Origin of the sequence: Marinobacter sp. DY40_1A1, from assembly GCF_016597815.1 — a bacterium.
GTDB lineage: Bacteria > Pseudomonadota > Gammaproteobacteria > Pseudomonadales > Oleiphilaceae > Marinobacter > Marinobacter xiaoshiensis.
Genome location: NZ_VCHA01000004.1, coordinates 236,553 through 251,695, shown reverse-complemented (window position 1 = coordinate 251,695; position 15,143 = coordinate 236,553). Strand labels below are relative to the sequence as shown.

General features: G+C 54.4%; 14 protein-coding genes. 9 read left to right on the top strand and 5 right to left on the bottom strand.

Annotated elements, in window-relative coordinates; all coding sequences use genetic code 11:
- Window positions 1-2: 2 nt before the first annotated feature.
- Together FFI61_RS12035 and FFI61_RS12030 are read right to left on the bottom strand one after the other, a co-directional pair.
- A complete protein-coding gene (locus tag FFI61_RS12035) occupies window positions 3-767 on the bottom strand; it encodes an HNH endonuclease (protein ID WP_200370685.1) in 765 nt (254 codons plus the stop codon).
- 35 nt (window positions 768-802) lie between these two features.
- Window positions 803-2,113 (bottom strand): NAD(P)/FAD-dependent oxidoreductase, encoded by a 1,311-nt coding sequence (locus tag FFI61_RS12030; protein WP_200370684.1) that lies wholly within the window; start codon window positions 2,111-2,113, stop codon window positions 803-805.
- Window positions 2,114-2,300: 187 nt separating this feature from the next.
- Here FFI61_RS12030 and FFI61_RS12025 point away from each other — a divergent pair, with 187 nt between their 5' ends.
- Window positions 2,301-2,861: a TIGR00730 family Rossman fold protein gene (locus FFI61_RS12025; RefSeq protein ID WP_200370683.1), complete on the top strand. Its 561-nt coding sequence runs from the start codon at window positions 2,301-2,303 to the stop codon at window positions 2,859-2,861.
- Window positions 2,862-2,885: 24 nt separating this feature from the next.
- Here FFI61_RS12025 and FFI61_RS12020 read toward each other — a convergent pair whose 3' ends face one another.
- Both FFI61_RS12020 and FFI61_RS12015 read right to left on the bottom strand, forming a co-directional pair.
- Complete coding sequence (locus FFI61_RS12020) at window positions 2,886-3,626, bottom strand: spermidine synthase (RefSeq protein WP_200370682.1); 741 nt, start codon at window positions 3,624-3,626, stop codon at window positions 2,886-2,888.
- Between the two features lie 24 nt (window positions 3,627-3,650).
- Window positions 3,651-3,983 (bottom strand): ankyrin repeat domain-containing protein, encoded by a 333-nt coding sequence (locus tag FFI61_RS12015; RefSeq protein ID WP_200370681.1) that lies wholly within the window; start codon window positions 3,981-3,983, stop codon window positions 3,651-3,653.
- A gap of 153 nt (window positions 3,984-4,136) precedes the next feature.
- Here FFI61_RS12015 and FFI61_RS12010 point away from each other — a divergent pair, with 153 nt between their 5' ends.
- Entirely contained in the window at window positions 4,137-4,760 is a 624-nt protein-coding gene (locus tag FFI61_RS12010) for a YbhB/YbcL family Raf kinase inhibitor-like protein (protein ID WP_200370679.1), read from the top strand.
- 21 nt (window positions 4,761-4,781) lie between these two features.
- Here the strand turns inward: FFI61_RS12010 and FFI61_RS12005 are convergent, their stop codons facing one another.
- Entirely contained in the window at window positions 4,782-5,537 is a 756-nt protein-coding gene (locus tag FFI61_RS12005; protein ID WP_200370677.1) for a lipo-like protein, read from the bottom strand.
- Between the two features lie 141 nt (window positions 5,538-5,678).
- Between FFI61_RS12005 and FFI61_RS12000 the strand changes: the two genes are divergently transcribed.
- From FFI61_RS12000 to FFI61_RS11970, 7 genes are all read left to right on the top strand, one after another.
- Complete coding sequence (locus FFI61_RS12000) at window positions 5,679-7,871, top strand: FAD-dependent oxidoreductase (RefSeq protein WP_200370676.1); 2,193 nt, start codon at window positions 5,679-5,681, stop codon at window positions 7,869-7,871.
- Between the two features lie 23 nt (window positions 7,872-7,894).
- Complete coding sequence (locus tag FFI61_RS11995; RefSeq protein ID WP_200370675.1) at window positions 7,895-8,863, top strand: radical SAM protein; 969 nt, start codon at window positions 7,895-7,897, stop codon at window positions 8,861-8,863.
- A gap of 415 nt (window positions 8,864-9,278) precedes the next feature.
- Window positions 9,279-10,685 (top strand): sodium:solute symporter family transporter, encoded by a 1,407-nt coding sequence (locus FFI61_RS11990; RefSeq protein ID WP_200370674.1) that lies wholly within the window; start codon window positions 9,279-9,281, stop codon window positions 10,683-10,685.
- On the top strand, window positions 10,682-11,635 hold the full coding sequence (locus FFI61_RS11985) for a metallophosphoesterase family protein (RefSeq protein ID WP_200370673.1): 954 nt from the start codon (window positions 10,682-10,684) through the stop codon (window positions 11,633-11,635). The genes FFI61_RS11990 and FFI61_RS11985 overlap by 4 nt, the downstream gene beginning before the upstream one ends.
- 149 nt (window positions 11,636-11,784) lie before the next feature.
- Window positions 11,785-12,300 carry a diaminobutyrate acetyltransferase gene (ectA, locus tag FFI61_RS11980; protein ID WP_200370672.1) on the top strand — a complete coding sequence of 172 codons (516 nt, stop codon included), beginning with the start codon at window positions 11,785-11,787 and terminating at the stop codon, window positions 12,298-12,300.
- Window positions 12,301-12,376: 76 nt separating this feature from the next.
- Window positions 12,377-13,645, top strand: a complete 1,269-nt coding sequence (ectB, locus tag FFI61_RS11975) for a diaminobutyrate--2-oxoglutarate transaminase (protein WP_200370671.1) — start codon at window positions 12,377-12,379, stop codon at window positions 13,643-13,645.
- A 51-nt stretch (window positions 13,646-13,696) separates the two neighbouring features.
- On the top strand, window positions 13,697-15,139 hold the full coding sequence (locus tag FFI61_RS11970) for an aspartate kinase (protein ID WP_200201480.1): 1,443 nt from the start codon (window positions 13,697-13,699) through the stop codon (window positions 15,137-15,139).
- Window positions 15,140-15,143: the final 4 nt, after the last annotated feature.

Genomic DNA, 15,143 nt, shown 5'->3' with positions numbered 1-15,143 from the left:
GCTCACTGCATAAATAGGTTATTCCTATGCCAGCGCATAAAGTCTTGTGATGGCGAAAACTTGCTTGGTAGCTCTATCGCGGTTCCGCTTCGTTCTAAAAACGTCTCTCGAATATGGTTGTTGCTCTGTTGTTTTTCCAATTCAGAGGAAACGATCAGGACGTAATCATCGGAGAATGTAATCAGGCCAATATCAAAGGCTCGATCATAAAAGGTGCTGAGGCACAGGCCGTTGCGGGGGTTCAGTCGATTATCCGCGTCTTCAGCCCAAGGTTTTATATGGCTGGCAACGAGAAAGCGCGGGTCGGCAATGCCCGTGACGCAGCATTGGTTGTCATAAGCTGAAAGCACTGCTTTGCGAAATAGGCTTTGGCTCTTTCGACGTTGGATGATTGCGGTCGCAGTTTCCCCGCGATAGTCATCTAACTCGATAATTTCTGAGTCATCGAAAGTGACTCTGTCCAGATTCTCCAGCGCCGTCGCTATTGCAGGCATGATTTTGGAAGGCTGTTCGCTAAATTCCTGCCATAGCTCTCGATCTGCCTGCGAGGCTCCTGCCAACCCTTTGCGCCCAGAACCGGTGATGACCGGGTCCAAGCTGGCAAGATTGCTCAGTTTCATGGCAACGGAGCTGGGCGAACGCTCTAGCTTTTGTGCGACTTCAATAATGCGCGGGTTGTGCTGATGAAACTTGCCAAAGGGCAGCTCGCAATAAAGCCCGAGGGCAACCAAACGATCAAATTCCGACCATTGTTTCCTTGTTGCCATTTCGATACCTCGCCAATGCGTTTTTAGTTAGCCCATCAATGCAACTTCATCCTCGGCTGCATAGCCCGGCTAATCTTATCCATAAACCAGATCACGCCCGTGCGCAGAAAGCCGTGCAAGGCCACCTGGTGCATGCGGTATAGCGATACATAAAACAGCCGCGCCACCTTGCCTTCAATGTACATGCTGCGGCCAGACAGGTTGCCCATCAGGTTGCCTACGGTGGTGTAGTGGCTGAAGTTGATCAGCGAACCGTAGTCGTTGTACACGAAGGGCACGGCGTCTTTGCCTTCCAGCCGGTTGCACAGGGTTTTGAACAGGGTGTCGGCCTGTTGGTGTGCCGCCTGAGCGCGCGGCGCTACGGGGCGGTCAGAATTCGGCTGCGGGCAGGCTGCGCAGTCGCCGAAGGCGAATATGTCTGCATCCTGGGTGGTTTGCAGGGTTTGGTGCACTATTAGCTGGTTGCTGCGGTTGGATTCCAGCCCGTCGAGGTCGGCCAAAAATGCAGGCGCTTTAATGCCAGCGGCCCAGATGGTCATTTCTGAGGGCAGTTCGGTGCCGTCTTTCAGTACCACAAGGCCAGGGCGAATTTCGCTTACGGGTTGGCCATTGAGTACTTTCACGTGTTGGCGGCCTAGCTCTTTGGTGGCGGCTGCCGATAGCCGCCCCGGCAACGCCGGTAGAATCCGGTCGGCGGCTTCAATTACGGTAATGGATACATCGGAGGCTTTCAGGTGGTTCATGCCGTAAACGGGCAGTTCCCGTGATGCCATTCGCAGTTCTGCAGCCAGCTCAACCCCTGTGGCGCCTGCGCCTATAATGCTTATGTTGAGCGCGTGAGCCCCGCCTTGCATGGCTTCGTGGTTTTTGCGCAAAAAGGCGTTGAGCATCAGGTTGTGGAAGCGCCGTGCCTGCTTCAGGCTGTCGAGGAACAGGCAGTTCTCCTGTGCACCGGGAGTGCCAAAATCGTTAGCGGTGCTGCCTACGGCAATCACCAGCGTGTCGTACTTCAGTCGGCGCTCAGGTACTACTTCAATGCCCTCCTCATCAAAAAAGGGGGCGATCACCAGTTCTTTGGCCTCACGGTTGAGGCCATTCATGCGGCCGAGCTGGAATTCGTAGTGGTGCCTGCGGGCGTGGGCCCGGTAGTTCACTTCGTTGGAGTTGGCATCCAGTGAGCCGGAGGCCACTTCGTGCAGCAGGGGCTTCCACACGTGGGTAAGGCCGGCATCAACAAGGGTAATGCGGGCTTTGCCTTTTTTGCCGAGTTTTCTGCCCAGGCTGGTAACAAGTTCGAGGCCGCCGGCACCACCGCCGACCACCACAATGTGATGAAGGTTATCCATAGCGTTCAGACCTTTAAGTAATGAAAGCCAAACGCTCTTGCGGAAAAACGCTTGGCTGTCGTCACTGGGGCTAGCTTACAGGTAGGATACGGGTGCTGCGGGGATAATACTAACGCGCGCCGGGCAGGCTGCACAATTGGTCGGAAGGCCCATTAATCATTTGAAATACAGCAAGAGACAGGAAGATATGAAAGTAGCAGTTTACTGTGGTTCCCGTTCAGGTAATGAGCCGCTCTATATTGAAAAGGCCAGAGAGCTGGGCGAGTTCTTCGGTAATAACGGGATAGATCTGGTGTTTGGTGGCGGGCATGTTGGCCTTATGGGCGTTGTTGCTGATGCGGTATTGGCAGCCGGAGGTAAGGTTTTTGGCGTGATTCCGCAGCATCTGGTTAACCGGGAGCTGGCGCATCCGGGCCTTACCGAACTTTTTGTTGTAGACAGCATGCATGAGCGCAAAGCGAAGATGGCAGAGCTGGCCGATGGCTTTGTGGCCCTGCCAGGGGGCATTGGCACATTGGAAGAGATCTTCGAGGTGTGGACATGGGGGCAGCTTGGTTTTCACAGAAAGCCCTGCGCTTTCTATAATGTGAATGGATTTTACGACGCGCAGCTTGAGATGGTTAAAACCATGGTGGCTTCCGGGTTCGTCAAGCAGCAATACCTCGACATGATTGTGTTGGCCGATACACCGGCGGCGCTGATAGAGGGCTTTAATGGCTACACGGCGCCGCAGGAAAAGTGGACCTGAGCCCGTGTGGCCCATCAAATGACGTTAAAGCCGGATTACCTTGCTCATTATCTGCTTCCAGCCAATAGGCAGGCGCTTTTCCAGGCTGGCAAGTGCAGGATCCTTCGGGTGTATGGCCTCAAAGGGTTGTTTGCTGGCATACACAATGGTGTTGTTGGTTTTGCTCTTGAAAGCCAGTAACACGGCAAAGTGCTTTTTCAGCTGGCGGAAGTAAGGCCCGTCCGGATCTGGTGGGCGATGGTAATTCAGTGCGAGCCAACCATTGTCGCTCAGCGCCCGGCTGCAGCCTTCTACAAACTGGCGCTGCGCCTGTGCGGGGCTCATGCGGTCTGCGCTGTACAAGTCGGCCAGAATCAAATCGGTGCTCTTTTCAGGGATGTTGCTCAGGGCATCGCGGGCGTCGGCAATGGTTACGTTCAGGCGCTCACTTTCGGGCAGGTCAAAGTACTCCCGGGCCACGTAAAGCACAGCCTCTCGCAGTTCAATTGCATGTATGTGGCACTCAGGAAACAGGTGATGAAAGGCGCTGGCCATTACACCGCCACCAAGCCCCAGTATGGTGACGTGTTGCGGGGTTTTGAAGGCTGCAGGCAGAAACATGGCGCGATTGTATTCGTGCACGGGAACGTGGGGGTAGCGCCTGTCGATCTTGCTTTGTTCAAACATTGAGTTGAAGGTCAGTACCCGATGTTTGCGGTAATCGATCACCAGAATGCTGCCGAGCTTATCCCGGCTGTGATGAATAATATCGCCTGTGTTGAACATACGATGCTCTTGGAGAAGGCCGGGCTAGGGGCTCAGGAGTTTAACGGTGGCTTGGGAATCTGTCGCGCGGGCAAGGCTCAGTGCCGTATTGCCTTCTTCATCCTGTAATTCGGGATTGGCGCCTTTTTCCAACAGGAGTTGTACCGTACCTGCATGGCCGTTGCCGGCAGCAAGCATCAGCAGGCTTTTGCCGTCGCTGGTGCGCATGTTTGCGGGTACACCTGCGTCCAACAAGGGGCGAAGCATGTGGGTGCCACCGTTGCGGGCCAGTTCAAAAATCCCCTGGGCAAAGGCAATGGCGTCTTCATCCAGTTGGCTTTCGGGTTGTTGAGGCTGGCCGGGCTTGTGTTCGCTCATCTGGGCTCCATCTAAATAATTGCTGAACAGTTGTTGTAGACATGAGTACGATACCGTTGATACAACCTTTTATCACAGAATGAGTTAGCTTCAGGCACAATCGTTGTAATAGAACGACGCTAATAACAGCAATAACTGACAGGAGAAAGCACCATGAAACTGAACGTTGAGGGGATTGAAGAGGGTAAGCCGATCCCGGATCTATTCGCGTTCGGCGTGTTCCACCCGGAAGATCGCATGAGTTTTGGTCCTAACCGGAACCCGGGAATGTCCTGGGAGGGTGAGCCAGAAGGCACCAAAAGCTTTGTGGTTATGATGTTCGACCCGGATGTACCCAGTGTGGCGGACGATGCAAACCAGGAAGGCAAAACCATTTCAAAGGATATTCCACGGGTGGATTTTTTCCACTGGCTACTGGTGGATATTCCGGCCCGCATTAGCCGCATTCCTGAAGGCGAAGACAGTGATGGTGTTACGCCAAAAGGCAAAGACAGCGCTGATGGCGTGTTTGGCCTGCGCGGGGTGAATAACTTTACCCAGTTTTTGGCAGGCAACCCTGACATGGCCGGCACTTACACCGGGTACGATGGCCCCTGCCCACCCTGGAACGATGAGCTGCTGCACCACTATCACTACGAAGTGCATGCGCTGGATGTGGAGTCGTTGGGGCTTTCTGGCGAGTTTGATGGCGAGGCGGTGCGCAAGGCCATGAAAGGTCACGTATTGGCCAGTGCCCGGGTAACCGGAACCTATACGCTGAACCCGGATTTACGTTAAAGCCGATCGGTAATGGGCAGCTTATAAGTCTGCCCAGTCGATGGCTCTGAAATCAAAGTCGTTTTCCAGCGTTGGTTTGATAATCCGGAAGTACGGCGACGCATCGAAATCCCTGGGGGTAAACAAGGATGTTTGCCGGATTCGGTAGTGCTCACGAATGCAGTCCCGGCAGTTGGGGTCGTCAGAAGGAATGGTGTCTATGGTCGGAAGTATGGGGTAGCGCAGGCGATGGAAACCCTCTGCAATAAACGTGGAGCATATCGTGCGTGTTGGATCGCCGCTGCCGAGGGATAGTAATTTGTGTCTGTGCCTTGAAGGAACCGGTGGCGTCTGGATGAGATAGCGCGCCAGATCAAACACGTTTTTCAGATCGTACCGGTTGCCCAGTCGGCTCAGGGCGTAGTCAGTAAGCATTCGAATATTTTCGTCATCCAGCCCTACAGGGCGACAGATTCGGGTATGGCTGTTGCGATAGAAGGATAGCGGCAGCGTGCGAATGCCAACCTCCAGGTCTGCCTCAATCAGCGTGTGGGGCTCGCCATTTTCTGATGTTCCCAGCCCGGCATCGGGCCCCAGGTAAAGAACCGCATGAGACCAGGTGGATTGGGTCAGGTACTTTATCGCCACACTGATGCGGGTGTCTCCCTCCACAAGCAATACATCTCCGGGCCTGAGCGCCTTTGCCATGGCCTCATAGGTTGAGGTGGCCACAGAGTGCTGCGCTACCTGCTTGGAAAGGTAGGCGGCGAGATGCTTCGCTAGCCAGTTCAGAAACATTCTTCACTCCGGTTGTGTATATTTGGCTTTCTGTCTTCAGGATAGCTTCTCAAATTCATTTCATGTGCGCTGCAACATTTGGGCGGTGATCGTGTCACAGCAACAAACGTATTGTTCTAAACATTTCTTACAGGCTTAGACATGAATCGAAGCAAGCTGATACTGATTCTGGCCATTGTGGCCGTGGTTGGCGTTTTTATTGGTCTGGACGGCCATAAACTGCTCACCCTGGCTAACCTGCAGTCCCATCAGGCAAGCCTGGCCCAATGGATTGAGGCAAATCTGCTGCTGGCGGTTGCAGGCTACATGGCTATTTATGTGGTGGTGACGGCGCTTTCCCTGCCTGGCGCGGTAATTATGACCCTCGCTGGCGGTGCGTTTTTTGGCAACATATACGGGCTGCTGGCGGTTTCCCTGGCGTCTACTGTGGGGGCTTCTCTCGCCTTTCTCGTTGCCAGATTCCTGATGCGCGATACCCTGCGTTCCCGCTACCGGGAAACCGTGGCGAAGATGGATCGCGGTGTGGAGAAAGACGGCGCTTTCTATCTCGCCACCTTGCGACTGGTACCGGTGTTCCCGTTTTTCCTGATCAATCTGGCCATGGGCCTGACGTCAATGAAGCTGCGCACCTATGCGCTGGTAAGTTGGGTGGCAATGCTGCCTGGCACATTCATCTATGTGAACGCCGGAACCCAGCTGGGTCAGGTTCAGTCTACGTCCGATATTGTGTCTGCCGATTTGTTGATCTCCCTCGCCTTGCTGGGCATTTTCCCGTTGATTGCCAAGTTCGTGGTGGGTTTTATTCGTCGTCGCCGTGTTTACGCTGGCTGGCAAAAACCGGAATCCTTTGATTACAACATGCTGGTGATTGGTGGAGGGTCTGCCGGTTTGGTGACGGCTTATATTGCCGCTGCCGTAAAAGCCAAGGTGGCGCTGATTGAAAAGCACAAGCTGGGAGGCGATTGCCTGAACACTGGCTGTGTTCCGTCCAAAGCACTGATTCGTAGTGCCAAAGCCGCCGATACCATGCGCCATGCCAACCGTTACGGGCTGGAATCTGTGCCTGTGAAGGGCTCCTTCAAAAACATCATGAGCCGGGTGAAGGAAGTGATTGCCAAGATAGAGCCCCACGATTCCCCCGAGCGCTATCAAAAACTGGGTGTGGACTGCATCTTTGGTGAGGCCAGTTTCGTATCTCCTTGGGAGCTTGAAATAAAACACAATGATGGCCGCACTGAACGCCTGACCGCGCGCAGCATCGTGGTTGCGACCGGCGGCAAACCGGCCATGCCTCCGATACCCGGGCTGGCGGAAATGAGCCCGCTGAATTCAGACAACCTGTGGGATCTGGAAGAGCAGCCAGAGCGGTTGCTGGTTCTGGGCGGAGGGCCTATTGGTTCGGAATTGGCCCACGCGTTTGCAAGGCTGGGTAGCCAGGTGATTCAGGTGGAGCGGGATGACCGCTTACTGGCTAAAGAAGACGTTGATGTGTCTGATGTGGTGAAAAAGCAGTTTGAAGCCGATGGCATTGATCTGCGCCTGAACCATGCGGCCACAAAATTCTGCATGGAAGACGGTGAGAAAATTGCCTACTGCGATCACAAGGGTGAGCAGGTGCGTATTCCGTTCGATCAGGTGTTGGTGGCTGTGGGCCGCGCTGCGAATACGTCAGGCTTGAATCTAAACCGGATTGGCATTGAACCCCTGCCTAACGGCACTGTGCCAGTAGACGACGACATGAGCATGCGATATCCCAACGTATTCGCCTGTGGCGATGTGGCTGGGCCATATCAGTTTACTCACGCGGCGGCGCATCAGGCCTGGTATGCGGCGGTAAACGGCTTGTTTGGCCAGTTCAAGCGCTTCAAGGTGGATTATCGGGTGATGCCCTGGGTCACTTTTACCTCGCCGGAAGTGGCTCGTGTGGGCCTGAGTGAGGCGGAAGCGAAGGAGCGGGGTGTGGCTTACGAGTTAACCCGCTACGGCCTGGACGATCTCGACCGGGCGATTACCGACAGCGAAGACTACGGCTTTATCAAAGTGCTTACGCCGCCGGGCAAGGACAAGATTCTTGGTGCGGTGGTAGTTGGCGCCCATGCCGCTGAAATTCTGGCGGAATTTACCCTGGCCATGAAGCATGGCCTGGGCCTGAACAAGATCTTGGGCACGATTCACCCGTACCCCACCTGGAACGAATCAGCCAAGTACGCTGCGGGTGAGTGGAAGCGTGCCAATGCGCCCGAGACGGTTCTCAGGTTGCTGGAAAAATTACACGGTTGGCGACGTGGCAAAAGTCCATGCAGCTTGCCCGACACTTCAAACGTGACGCCGTAATGTCACCGAATCAAGGAGCATCCATGCCCCTGACTGAAACACGACCTGCCAGGCAGCGCATACCCGCGGTAGAAGTGCGGGCACCCAGAGGCCGCGACAGCTGGACCCACACTCGCAATGGCGACCCTCGGGGTTACATTGATGCGGACAAGCTGAAAGAGTTGTGGATTCACACGGGCACCGCCTGCAACCTGGCTTGCCCGTTCTGCCTGGAGGGCAGTCATCCCGGTGATGGTCGTATTCCTGGCATGAAGCTGAGCGATGTGAAGCCGTTTATCCACGAAGCCATTGATATGGGCGTGGAGCAGTTTTCCTTCACGGGTGGCGAGCCGTTCGTGATACGCGATTTTGTGAATATTCTCAATTATGCCAGCCAGCACCGGCCCTGTTTTGTGCTGACCAATGCCACTGAGCCGTTACTCAAGCGCCGGCATCAGGTATTGCCTTTGCTGGATAACCCCTACCCGATTCATTTCCGAGTGAGCCTGGATTTTCCTGATCGTGCCCGTCACGACAAGGATCGCGGTGAGGGAAGTTTTGATCAGGCGCTGGAGGGGATTCACTGGCTGATTGAGCAGGGGTTCAAGGTTTCGATTGCCCGGCAGACGGATACCAATGAGGTGCCGGCAGATGTGGAGGCGGCGTTCCGTGGGATTTTCCGTGAGTGGCAGATTCCGGAGAATCTGGCGTTTACGGCGTTCCCGGATTTGGGTACGCCGGGTTCTGAGGATGGTAGTCCTGAGATTACTGAGGGGTGCATGGAGAAATATCCAACGCCTCAGAGTCGTGCTCATTTCATGTGTACTTATACGCGGATGTTGGTGAAGAAGGGCGATTCGGTGCGGGTTTATGCTTGCACGCTGGTGGATGATGACCCTGAGTATGATTTGGGTGGGTCGCTGGCGGAGAGCATGGGTGAGCGCATTATGTTGCGGCATCATCGGTGCTTTTCCTGTTACCGCTATGGGGCTAGTTGTTCGGCGCCTGGTTAGGTGTTTGGCCTGGTAGCTTGCTGGGTAGGGAGTTGGCGGTATGGGGGGTGACAGTTTATTTTCTTGGAAAAACAACTCGCTGCGCTCAGACATCTTTTTCCGGCGAAAATAAACTGTCACCCCCCATACCGCGGGAACACCTTGCGAGCCTCATGGTTTAAAAATGTAAGTGTTTCAGGCGCCTTTTTTGTCGGGGAACGAAAGAACTTGGTTCAGCCAAGGTGCTGGTGGGGTTGGGGTCAAAAAATGTGGAGCGCCAGGGATGGCGCGACCAAGCCCCCCATGGATGGGTTCACGGGCGGTTTTTTGACCCCAACCCCACCAGTGCCGACACCTCTGAACCAGAAAAACGAACAATGCCCCCGGATAAAGTTCTCTAGGCAGCCACCGGAATACAACGAGGAAGTAAACAACAGTGAATATCACAGAAGCCGCCCTGTTTTGGGGGTTCTTGCTGGTTTATGGCGTGGTTATGTATGTGCTTTCGCCGAAAAGCAGGAACTCGGAGTCTTTTTACAAGGGCGCTGATGATCAGGGTAATCCGGTTAGTCAGTGGTCGCTTACGGCCAGTATTTTTATTAGTTGGATTTTTGCCAAGTCGGTGACCAATGCGGCGAATCTGGGGGCGGATTACGGGGTGGTTGGCGGGCTGGCTTATGCCAGTTACTGGCTTTCGATTCCGGTGGCCGGGTATGTGATTTATCTGATTCGTACGCAGACCGGGGCGCGGAGTTTGCAGGATTTTCTTACGTCGCGGTTTGGGCGTTTTGCAGGGTTGGCGTTTGCGGCGGCTATTCTGATTCGGTTGTATAACGAGGTTTGGAGCAATACGGCGGTTGTGGGTGGTTACTTCGGGCTTCCCGGGGAGTTGGAGTATTACCTCGCGGCGATGGTGTTCACGGCGTTTACGCTGGCCTACAGCCTGAAGGGCGGGCTGCGGTCTTCGATTTTTACGGATGTGATTCAAACGTTCGTGTTTGTGTTTTTCCTGGGGGCGGTGCTGTTCATGATTATCCCGGCCAACGATTCTTCCGCTTTGCTGAGCGAGGGCGAGTTCCGGTTGAATGCGGGCTTCGATCTGTTGCTTGTGGCCCTGTTGCAGATGTTCAGCTATCCGTTTCACGATCCGGTGCTTACTGATCGAGCCTTTGTGAATAAAGAAAAAACCATGCTCAAGAGCTTTGTAGTGGCAGGCTTGCTGGGCTTTGTGGCAGTGTTTTTGTTCAGTCTGGTGGGTGTTCACGCTCGCCTGAACGGCATTGAGGCCATGGGCAATGCGCCGGTGGCGGTGGGGCAGTCATTGGGATTGGTGGCGTTGTTTTTCATGAGTGTGGTGATGATGACGTCTGCGGGCTCTACTCTGGATTCAACCTTTACCTCACTGGCCAAATCACTGGCGGTGGATCTGCCACGGCTGGTGCGTGGGGCGAAAGATCGCCTGCCAAGCATGCGCGTGGGGGCGGTGGTGATGGTGGTGTTTGCGGTGATCGGCAACCTGCCGATGTTTGCGGGCACCGATATTCTCAAGGCCACGACCGTTTCCGGCACTATGGTGATGGGGCTGGCGCCGGTGTTTTTGTTCTATGGGTTCACTCGCTGGTCGCCGTGGAGTTTTCATCTCAGTTTCTGGACGGGCCTCGGGCTTGGCATTCTTTTGGCGGCGGGGCTTATTCCGGCGAGCTGGGCGATTGGGGATGGCAAGTACGCCACGCTGTTGGGCGTTAACGCCTATGGGTTCCTGATCTGCACCGCGGGCTTCTTCCTGCCTTTAGCGGTGCGCCTGCTGGCCGGGAAAACCTTGGCGGCCGGAGAAGCGCGATGACGGAAGGCCGCAGTTGCCCGCTGGCGTATCGTTATCAGCCCGCTGTTTTGTGTGCCGACCCTGTGCCGGTGGCTGAAGACGTTATTTATGTAATTGGCGGGCTCTACGGCAATCCGTTTGCGCTGGATGAAATTGAGAACATGGCCCTTGCAGAAGAGCGGCAGGGGCGCAGCGTAAAGCTGGTGTTCAACGGCGATTTCAACTGGTTTAACGCCAGTGATGAGCTGTTCCGCGATATCAACAGCCGGGTACTGAGCCATATGGCCATTTTGGGCAACGTGGATTATGAACTGGCAACTCCGAATAGCGGTGCCGGGTGTGGCTGTGCCTACCCTGAATTTGTGGGCCAGGGTGTGGTTGAGCGTTCCAATCAGATTATGTCGAGGCTACAAAAACTTGCCGGATCGCACCCGGATATTCAGCAGCGGTTGGCTGCTCTTCCAAGATATCAATGCTTGATGTTTGGAGGACTAAAGGTTTTGGTCTTGCACGGCGATCCGGAGTCTTTGGCTGGTTGGGGGTTGGCCCATGAATCCTTTGCTGCCGGCAACGAGCGCAGTCTTGAAGCGTGGTTTCGGGAATCCGGCGCAGATGTGATGGCCTCTACCCATACGTGCCTACCTGTACTTTGGTCTGGCGAGGTTCGGGGGAGGTTTCGTGCGGTGGTCAATAACGGCTCATCCGGTATGGGCAACCTGAGCGGAGACGCAAGAGGGTTGATTGCGCGCATAAGTCGCACGGTGTCAGCAGTTGAGCCTGTGGCTGGCCTGCCTTCAGTTGCCGGGTTGCACGTGGATTTGATACCTGTAGATTATAACGTCAGTGCATGGGTGGAGCAGTTCGACCAACTCTGGCCATCGGGTTCGCCGGCAGCGATATCGTATCGGAGGCGTCTTATCGAGGGCGCTTCGCTCAACCCTGGTGAGATTGTTTTCCCTGCGGCGTCATAATCTTTTTGGTGTTGGAAAATGCAGTGAGTCAGACTATTCTCAGAGTGAGTATCAGGGTTTTCCGGGACGTAATTCCCCTGCCCGACTTGAAATATATTTTGTGGTCTATATAATTTAACGCTTAATTTTAAAAGCGAACCACTTAAGTTATGACTTCTGAAGGATCGAATACCACCGCCATCACCCTTCGTACCCCCACTAAGGATGATGGCTTCAGGCTCCACCAGTTAGTGGCAGAGTGCCCTCCACTGGACGCCAACTCCATTTACTGCAACCTCCTGCAGTGCAGCCATTTTGCCGAAACAGGCGTAGCTGCGGAGAAAGATGGCGATCTGGTCGGTTTTATTTCCGGATATATCCCTCCCCAAAAACCCGAAACCGTTTTTGTATGGCAGGTTGCCGTGCATGAAAAGGGTCGCGGACAAGGCTTGGCCAAGCGGATGCTGAAAGAGATCGTGGCCCGGGAAGCGTGCAAAAACGCGACCCACATGGAAACCACGATTACCGCCGATAACGAAGCTTCATGGGCGTTGTTCCGTTCCTTTGCGCGAGATATGGGCGCAGAGATTGAGCACCATGAGCACTTCGAGAAAGGCATTCATTTTGGCGGCAAGCACGATTCTGAATTTCTGCTGCGCATTGGGCCGTTTACCAAGAAGCCCTGAGTGCCCGCACGAACAACATCAGAACCATCAATCAATCATTCTGCATTAAAGTGCCGGAAGGCAAAGAGGTAACATTATGGAAATTTTCAAGTCCACTGAATCGCAAGTACGTGTATATAGCCGCGCATTCCCCGTGATTTTTAACCGCGCCAAAAACGCGCATCTTTACACGGAAGACGGCAAGCAGTACCTGGATTTTCTGGCCGGCGCTGGTTCACTGAACTACGGCCACAATAACGACACACTGAAAAAAGCACTGCTTGAGTACATTGAGGCGGATGGCGTTAGCCAGGGCCTGGATATGTTTACGACAGCCAAGCAAGGTTTCATGGAAGCTTACAAGAAGTACATTCTTGATCCCCGTGGCCTGGACTACAAAATTCAGTTCACTGGTCCTACCGGCACCAACAGTGTGGAGGCCGCTCTGAAGCTGGCCCGCAAGGTAAAGGGCCGTTCCGGAATCATTTCGTTCACCAATGGATTCCACGGCGTAACCATGGGCGCTGTTGCGGCTACCGGTAACAAGCACCACCGTGGTGGTGTGGGTGTGCCGCTGGGCAACGTAGATTTCATGTTCTACGACGGCTACCTGGGTGAAGACGTAGACACCCTGGAAATTATGGACAAGGTGCTGTCAGATGGCTCTTCCGGTGTTGAAGTGCCTGCAGCCGTCATTGTTGAAGCCGTTCAGGGCGAAGGTGGTTTGAATGCGGCCCGCGCCGAGTGGTTGAAAGGGCTGGAAGCGCTGTGTAAGAAACACGACATGCTGCTGATTCTGGATGATATCCAGGCGGGTAATGGCCGTACCGGTAACTTCTTCAGCTTTGAGTTTGCGGGTATCAAGCCGGATATCGTAACGGTTTCCAAGTCGCTGAGTGGCTATGGCCTGCCAATGGCGCTGGTGCTGTTCAAGCCGGAGCTGGACATCTGGTCTTCAGGTGAGCACAACGGAACCTTCCGCGGTAACAACATGGCATTTATTACCGCCCGTGCTGCCATTGAGACTTACTGGAAAGACGATATCTTTGCCAAAGAAGTACAGGAAAAGGTTCAGGTACTTGGCGATGCGCTCAAGGCCATTTGCGATAAATATCCGGGTGAGTTCAAAATGAAGGGCCGTGGCTTGATGCGGGGCATCGAGGCGACCAATGCTGATATTACCGGCCCGATTACCAAACGCGCCTTTGAGCACGGCCTGATTATCGAAACCAGCGGCCCGAATGATGAAGTCATCAAGTGCCTTATGCCGCTGACAACCAGCAAGGACGACCTGAAACTGGGTGCCGAGTTGCTGGCAAAGAGTGTGGATGAAATCATGCAGGAAGGAATCCGCGAAGCGTCGTAAGACGCTTGCGCACTCAGGACATTCATTCTGCAGGGTAGCCAGGGTAGGAATATGACAAGCCAATTACATACCGTCGAGAAAATCGGCGGTACTTCAATGAGTAACTACGAAGCTGTACGTGACAATATTATTGTCGCGGATCGTAGCAAGGAAGAGCTCTACCAGCGTATTTTTGTGGTGTCTGCATACGCCGGAGTAACCAACGAGCTGCTGGAGCACAAAAAGACCGGCGAGCCGGGTGTCTATGCTCTGTTTGCCGATGCTGAATCGGATTGGGCGTGGGGTGACGACCTTACCCAGCTCATCAAGTTTATTACCGATATTAACAGCGAATTGTTTGAAGACCCGATGCTGAGGCAGCAGGCGGACCAGTTCATTACCGACCGTATTGAAGGCGTTCGCGGCTGTCTGATCGATTTGCAGCGTTTGTGTTCATACGGCCAGTTCCAGTTGGAAGAGCATTTGCTGACGGTTCGTGAAATGCTTGCCGGCATTGGTGAGGCGCACAGTGCCTTCAACACCACATTGAAGCTTCAGCAGGAAGGTATCAATGCACGTTTTGTTGATCTCACCGGCTGGCGTGATACCGAGTTGTTGCCACTGGACGAAAAGCTGAAGCAGACTTTTGAGTCTGTTGACCTGAGCCGTGAACTGCCGATCGTGACCGGCTACGCCCAGTGCAAAGAAGGCCTGATGCGTACCTTTGACCGGGGCTACAGCGAGATGACCTTCAGCCGTGTGGCGGTGATGACCGACGCTCGCGAAGCGATCATTCACAAGGAATACCACCTGAGCTCTGCCGACCCCAATATTGTGGGTGCGGATAAAGTGGTTCCATTGGGCCGCACCAACTACGACGTGGCAGATCAGCTGGCAAACCTGGGTATGGAAGCAATTCACCCTCGCGCCGGCAAAGGCCTGCGCCAGGCGGAGATTCCGCTGCGGGTGATGAATACCTTTGAGCCTGAGCATACTGGCACCCTGATCACCGGCGATTATGTCAGTGAGAAGCCCCAGATCGAGATTATTGCCGGGGCCAAGGGTGTTTTCGCCATAGAGGTGTTCGATCAGGACATGCAGGGCGAGCCGGGTTCCGACCGTCGTATTCTGGATATCCTGAGCCGCTTCAAAGTGCGCTTTATGGCCAAGGACACCAACGCCAACACCATCACCCATTACGTGGGTAGCACGCTCAAGCACGTCAAACGCGTGGTGAGTGCGTTGAAGCAGGAGTTCCCCAACGGTGAAATCAGCACCCGCAAAGTGGCGGTGGTTTCAGCGATTGGTAGTGATATAAAAATACCGGATATTCTCGTGCGTTCGGTCAAAGCACTGGCGGATGAAGAAATCAGTGTGCTGGCCATGCACCAGTGTATGCGCCAGGTTGATATCCAGTTTGTGGTTGATGAAGATAACTACGAGAAAGCGATCATCGCGCTGCACGGTGCGTTGGTTGAACCTCACAACCACGGCTACGCTATTGTTGCCGCCTGAATAC

Coding starts and splice junctions, on each gene's coding strand:
- FFI61_RS12020 (WP_200370682.1), bottom strand. CDS start 3,626: ATGTTCAACACAGGCGATATTATTCATCACAGCCGGGATAAGCTCGGC.
- FFI61_RS12005 (WP_200370677.1), bottom strand. CDS start 5,537: ATGTTTCTGAACTGGCTAGCGAAGCATCTCGCCGCCTACCTTTCCAAG.
- FFI61_RS12035 (WP_200370685.1), bottom strand. CDS start 767: ATGGCAACAAGGAAACAATGGTCGGAATTTGATCGTTTGGTTGCCCTC.
- FFI61_RS11970 (WP_200201480.1), top strand. CDS start 13,697: ATGACAAGCCAATTACATACCGTCGAGAAAATCGGCGGTACTTCAATG.
- FFI61_RS11985 (WP_200370673.1), top strand. CDS start 10,682: ATGACGGAAGGCCGCAGTTGCCCGCTGGCGTATCGTTATCAGCCCGCT.
- ectA (WP_200370672.1), top strand. CDS start 11,785: ATGACTTCTGAAGGATCGAATACCACCGCCATCACCCTTCGTACCCCC.
- FFI61_RS12015 (WP_200370681.1), bottom strand. CDS start 3,983: ATGAGCGAACACAAGCCCGGCCAGCCTCAACAACCCGAAAGCCAACTG.
- FFI61_RS11995 (WP_200370675.1), top strand. CDS start 7,895: ATGCCCCTGACTGAAACACGACCTGCCAGGCAGCGCATACCCGCGGTA.
- ectB (WP_200370671.1), top strand. CDS start 12,377: ATGGAAATTTTCAAGTCCACTGAATCGCAAGTACGTGTATATAGCCGC.
- FFI61_RS12030 (WP_200370684.1), bottom strand. CDS start 2,113: ATGGATAACCTTCATCACATTGTGGTGGTCGGCGGTGGTGCCGGCGGC.
- FFI61_RS12025 (WP_200370683.1), top strand. CDS start 2,301: ATGAAAGTAGCAGTTTACTGTGGTTCCCGTTCAGGTAATGAGCCGCTC.
- FFI61_RS12000 (WP_200370676.1), top strand. CDS start 5,679: ATGAATCGAAGCAAGCTGATACTGATTCTGGCCATTGTGGCCGTGGTT.
- FFI61_RS12010 (WP_200370679.1), top strand. CDS start 4,137: ATGAAACTGAACGTTGAGGGGATTGAAGAGGGTAAGCCGATCCCGGAT.